The organism is Pseudogracilibacillus amylolyticus (SeqCode) (assembly GCF_051918545.1).
GTDB lineage: Bacteria > Bacillota > Bacilli > Bacillales > Amphibacillaceae > Pseudogracilibacillus.
This window is the reverse complement of record NZ_JBPPZG010000087.1, coordinates 2,491-7,419: the sequence shown is the minus strand read 5'-3', so window position 1 is coordinate 7,419 and position 4,929 is coordinate 2,491. Positions and strand designations below refer to the sequence as shown.

Here is a 4,929-nt window from a genome sequence, read left to right as displayed (position 1 = left end):
GTGCTTGGTAAACAACTCTGCACAGTTTGTTACTACTATCTCAATGGTTGATTGGAGCCGGAGGGCAGTCGACTCCTGTGGGAAAAGCACGTGTCTGAAGACTCAGAAGCAGTGGGTTTCTGCTTCAGAGGCTGATAGCCGTGCCCACGGAAAGCGTACTGCCCGGAGGCGGAAATCAACGAAGCTGTTACTAGTTTTTAAATATTGATTACTGCACAGTATCCCTCAAATTCGGACTAAGAACTTATCGTTGTTTCTGTTATTTAATTTACAACTTCCTTATTTTTAAAAGTAAAGATGGAAGCTATAAGAATAAGAGCTGTGAGTGTCAACACGATAACAGATGTACCTAGTAAATGATTAGATATAGAATTGGTTTCAACCATTTGATAAATATAAGTAGATAATTGATTCGGAAATAAGGTTAGTTTATGCCCTAAAATAGTATTAACAAAACTCAAACCAAGTAATGTAATGACTGTACAAGCAGCTACTAATCCAGGTACTTTAAACAGCGTACTATAAAAAATAGAAACAGTTAAGACAAACGTAAACCACAACCCGTAAAATAGAAAAATCTTTAGCATTGCTAAAAAACTTAGATCACCAAATAAGAGGTTTGTATAATACCAATTAATCAATAACCCCAAAAATAGACCAACCCAGACTAGTAATAGGAAAGCAGTCCATTTAGCCGTGATATAGTTATGATGTTTTACTGGTTTAACCATAATGATTTCTGTCATCCCGTTTTGTCTTTCACCGGCAATAGTTCCCATTGATATTAATATAATGATTAACACACCGAAAATATTTAATTGTTCTATGCTCATCATGACTACTTCGAAAGGTGCAAGTTTTGGTATCTCAATAATAGCACCCTCCGGAACCCCGCCGGCCACATTAATAATTTCAGGTAAATAATAGTAAGAAATAGGCTCCATAACAGTTAATAGCATCATTACAATTGGAACCCATATCCACTTTTTATTTCTCCAATTCTCAAGTACTTCTTTATTAAATAAAGTAATCCATTGCATATCAATTCACCGCTTTCATAAACATATCTTCAAGAGAGGCGCGATTAATAGTAAAATTAGTTAATGGCCAGCCATTCTCATTAGCTATTTTAATAATTTCTATCCGCGCTTTATCCATATCTGAGACAGTAACATGAAGAGTATCTTTTTTTATAGTCGTAGCAGTTACCCCGTTCAATGATTGAAGATCCGTTTCGTATTTTTTAGCAGAATCATCAAATTCTAATTCAATTTTAGCTGTTTGATATTTTTTTCGTAACGATTCCATTGAGCCAGATTCAGCAATTTTACCTCCATGTAGTAATAATAGTTCATCACTAATTTCGTCAGCGTCGTTTAATATATGTGTAGAAAAAAGAATGGTTGTCTCTTTTTTCAATTCATCCATTAAGGTTAATATTTCTCTTCTTCCAATCGGATCAAGCGCGGAAACGGGTTCATCCAAGATAATGAGTTTTGGTTGATGAATAATTGCTTGAGCAATCCCGAGGCGTTGTTTCATTCCGCCCGAATATGTTCCAATTCGTTTGTGTTTTGCATCTATTAAGCCCACTTTTTCAAGTAAATTTTCAGCTCTTGTTTTCGCCGTTTTATGATCGATAAATGTGAGTTTTGCACAATAAATTAAAAATTCAAGACCAGACATCCAATGATAAAAAACAGGATGTTGGGGTAAATAACCAGTGAAGCTCCGGAAATCTTGTTGTTCATCATTTAGAAATTGAATTGTACCGGATGTTTGTTTGATTAAACCGGCGATCATGCGTAAGGTAGTAGTTTTACCAGCACCATTTGGTCCAATTAAAGCAATACATTTATTTGCTTCCAATTGAAAACTGATTTTGTTTACGACAGTATTGGAATTGTATTTTTTGGTTAATTGATTAACAGTGATAATATTCATTTACATATCCCTTCTTCTTCCAAAAATAAAGTATAAAATCGGTCCAAGTGTAGTAACAAAGAAAATAAGTAGTAGCCAAACCCATTTGGGACCATTTGTTTTATCCACTTTAATCCAATCGATGAAAGCAACAATGATTAATATTGTTTGAATAACGAGAAAGGGAAGGATAATCCCCCAATTAATTGTCGATAAGACATCCATAAGAAACCCTCCTTTACTAAAAAAATATAATTGGAATAACAATGATTATAATAAGGACTAAAACAAGACCCCATGACAACGGGTGAGCCCAGTTATTCGTCCATCCAATTCCAAAACGTTTTTCGATAAAAATAGCTGGATCATTTTTATTTACATAGAACTGTCCAAGTTTCCAGTAACGATCATCGTCTCGATCAATTACTTCCGTGTCAGATTGCCCACCTAACTTCACGCGACTCCCGCCCTGGCCAGTTGTAAATGCAAGAATAATTGTTCCGACAATAATGATTAAAGTAAATCCGTAGATAACGAGATTTTCATAAGTACTCAAACTAGGAAAGATGAACGTGAGTTGTAAAAACAATAGTAATAATTGTACTAATGCAGCTGTCCAAATTAAGAATGCTGACCATCTTCTTCTAAAAGTAAGGTTTTGTAGTTTAGATGTGTCTGGATTTTCTACACTTACCTGTTGTTTTGCATTTTTTATAATTAAATTGATAAAGATAAACATAATTAATAATAAAACTTGGGTACCAGGTAATAATAAGAGGTTGACAATTGATTTTTCTTCATAAGATACGTTTCCTGAAAAATCTGTATGCATTGGTATTTGAGTCGGAATGCGATCATAATAAAGAAATGTTATAACAAGTGTTGCAATAATAATGATTGCTGAACTAAGAAACCACCATTGAGAATAAGTGAGCTTTTCTTGACGGAATTTCATATCAACAATTACGGATTGTTTTCGTTCTTCCTGCCAATTTTCAGCTTTTTTTATCTTTTTCATTTGTTTATAGAAAGGGAGATAAATTAGAAAGCCTAATAGGATATAGACGAATACAATGATCGTATACATGATTATAAACGTCTTTTCATTTAGGATGGAAGCAAGAATGAAAAGACCTCCTCCAAAAATTGAGCCGATGATTAGTAAAGAAGTGGAATACTTTTTTCTCATTCCTTTAAAATCTTTACGCTCGTATAAAGACTCTGGAATTGAGACGCCAAAGTTTTCTGTTTTCCTTGTAAAATAGGGTGTTAAGGATAAAATGAAACAAACTAATAAAAACAGTATATTTAAAAAGATAATTTGACTATTCATTTATATCACCTTCTTCAATCTCTTCATAAACCGCTTCACAAATTTCTAAAAAACTTTCCTTATTTATTCCACGACAGAAAGACTCAGCAATTAGTGGCCGAAGTATAGCAGTTAATTTCTTTTCATATTTTTCATCTGCTTTCGGTGTTCCTTCAGGGTTTACAACTACTCCTCTTTGTCGGTGGATTAATAAAAAACCTTCTTGTTTTAACTGCTGATAAGCTTTATTAACTGTGTGAAGATTAATCCCAATATCGCCCGCAAGTGCTCTTACGGAAGGTAATCGTTCCCCAGGAAGTAATTGTTTTTTTGCAATCCCCATTACAATTTCATCTTTTAATTGTTCGTAAATAGGAATTTCAGATTCGAAATCTAATTGGATATACATTTTTTATCAATCCTAACATCCGTAATATATGTTATATATGTAGTATAACATATATTTTTATATAGTAAAATAAAAAAAGAGCTGATTTTTATTTTCAGCTCTTTTCTAATTATTCCATTACGAAACAACTTCCGCAGTTTCTTCTTCCGCATTTTGTGTAAACTGCATGTAAGACATATAATGTTCTTTTGAGATAACAAAAAGATCATAAAGTTCTTCAATTTTATTAATAGCATGATAAACTTCAGGATAAAGTAAGTTTGCTTGAGCGACATAATCCATTTTTGAAACAGCTTTGAGAGAGCGCAAATTCGATTTTCTCACCTTCATAAAAACTGTTTCGATATCAAGTGAGAAAAATAGCTCATCTAAAAATTGCTGTTTCGCTATTTTATTATACCCTTTGCCGAAAAATGGCTGACCAACCCAAGTGGCTAAAAAACCGCTTTTTTCATTAATATCATATAAATTAATTGTGCCAATCGGTTGTTCATATTCATCTAAAATAGTTCTAGAAATTAATTCGCCGTTAGATTCCGCTTCAATAGTCTGTTTCGTTAGGAAATAAAACTCATCACAAGTTTCTGCCTTATGACGTATATATGGACGCACGTCCGGATGAGATGATAATTCAAATAATGTTGGTACCTCATGTAAATCGCGTTTTTTGAGCATGAAAATGCACCCTCCTTCTTTTTAGTTAAGTTGGGTGCCCAAACAAGGAAGTTTAGCCTGGTGGACACCCACGAATTTTAGTTAACTTATTAACCACATCAACGAAAATTCGGGGTAGGAATCGAACCTACTAGAACCAGAGATCCCTCTGGTGGCGCACCATTTGCCTTCCCTTTTATCAAATATAATTTTATTAAATTAATTACCAAAACAACTTACAATTTTTGATTCAATTTATTGTAACATGGGTGTTACTAAAAAGGGAATACCCAATTTTAAAAAACAGGAAAAAAATTTATAGCTTTTACAAACTTGTGAAAAACACTAAATTGACTATCCTCTTGCAAAAAATATGTTGTGTAGTATTTTGTCAACAAGGTTCATATATTAGGAACCTTTGTATTATAAACTAAATAAAAAATGGAATTCAAACCTTTTAGTGCGTGTTCAAAATTGAGGATAAAAAGGACCAAGTCGGCTAAAGTCGCCACGTCCTGTGGCAACGCCGACACTAGCACGTCCTGTGCGTCGAAAGTTCGAGGCGGCGCAGTTCCCGGCAGCGGACTTTCACAGGATGTGATGACTTCCGTGTTGCCCACAGGACGTGGGC

General features: G+C 34.0%; 7 protein-coding genes. All 7 read right to left on the bottom strand.

The window, feature by feature from the left end; all coding sequences use genetic code 11:
* Positions 1 to 263: 263 nt before the first annotated feature.
* Positions 264 to 1,040, bottom strand: a complete 777-nt coding sequence (locus ACPYKA_RS10980) for an ABC transporter permease (RefSeq protein ID WP_479542335.1) — start codon at positions 1,038 to 1,040, stop codon at positions 264 to 266.
* A 1-nt stretch (position 1,041) separates the two neighbouring features.
* A complete protein-coding gene (locus ACPYKA_RS10975; protein ID WP_479542334.1) occupies positions 1,042 to 1,944 on the bottom strand; it encodes an ABC transporter ATP-binding protein in 903 nt (300 codons plus the stop codon).
* A complete protein-coding gene (locus tag ACPYKA_RS10970) occupies positions 1,945 to 2,148 on the bottom strand; it encodes a PLD nuclease N-terminal domain-containing protein (RefSeq protein ID WP_479542333.1) in 204 nt (67 codons plus the stop codon). It lies immediately after the preceding gene.
* Between the two features lie 16 nt (positions 2,149 to 2,164).
* On the bottom strand, positions 2,165 to 3,256 hold the full coding sequence (locus ACPYKA_RS10965; protein ID WP_479542332.1) for a DUF1648 domain-containing protein: 1,092 nt from the start codon (positions 3,254 to 3,256) through the stop codon (positions 2,165 to 2,167).
* Positions 3,249 to 3,644, bottom strand: coding sequence for a GntR family transcriptional regulator (locus tag ACPYKA_RS10960; RefSeq protein ID WP_479542331.1), 396 nt, complete (start codon positions 3,642 to 3,644; stop codon positions 3,249 to 3,251). The genes ACPYKA_RS10965 and ACPYKA_RS10960 overlap by 8 nt, the downstream gene beginning before the upstream one ends.
* Before the next feature lie 117 nt (positions 3,645 to 3,761).
* Positions 3,762 to 4,319, bottom strand: coding sequence for a GNAT family N-acetyltransferase (locus ACPYKA_RS10955; RefSeq protein WP_479542330.1), 558 nt, complete (start codon positions 4,317 to 4,319; stop codon positions 3,762 to 3,764).
* Between the two features lie 380 nt (positions 4,320 to 4,699).
* A partial coding sequence (locus ACPYKA_RS10950; RefSeq protein ID WP_479542329.1) for a hypothetical protein occupies positions 4,700 to 4,929 on the bottom strand: 230 nt, incomplete at its 5' end.

Bases quoted from the DNA above. Each gene is read 5' to 3' on its own strand.
- ACPYKA_RS10960 (WP_479542331.1), bottom strand. From the start codon at position 3,644: ATGTATATCCAATTAGATTTCGAATCTGAAATTCCTATTTACGAACAA.
- ACPYKA_RS10965 (WP_479542332.1), bottom strand. From the start codon at position 3,256: ATGAATAGTCAAATTATCTTTTTAAATATACTGTTTTTATTAGTTTGT.
- ACPYKA_RS10975 (WP_479542334.1), bottom strand. From the start codon at position 1,944: ATGAATATTATCACTGTTAATCAATTAACCAAAAAATACAATTCCAAT.
- ACPYKA_RS10980 (WP_479542335.1), bottom strand. From the start codon at position 1,040: ATGCAATGGATTACTTTATTTAATAAAGAAGTACTTGAGAATTGGAGA.
- ACPYKA_RS10955 (WP_479542330.1), bottom strand. From the start codon at position 4,319: ATGCTCAAAAAACGCGATTTACATGAGGTACCAACATTATTTGAATTA.
- ACPYKA_RS10970 (WP_479542333.1), bottom strand. From the start codon at position 2,148: ATGGATGTCTTATCGACAATTAATTGGGGGATTATCCTTCCCTTTCTC.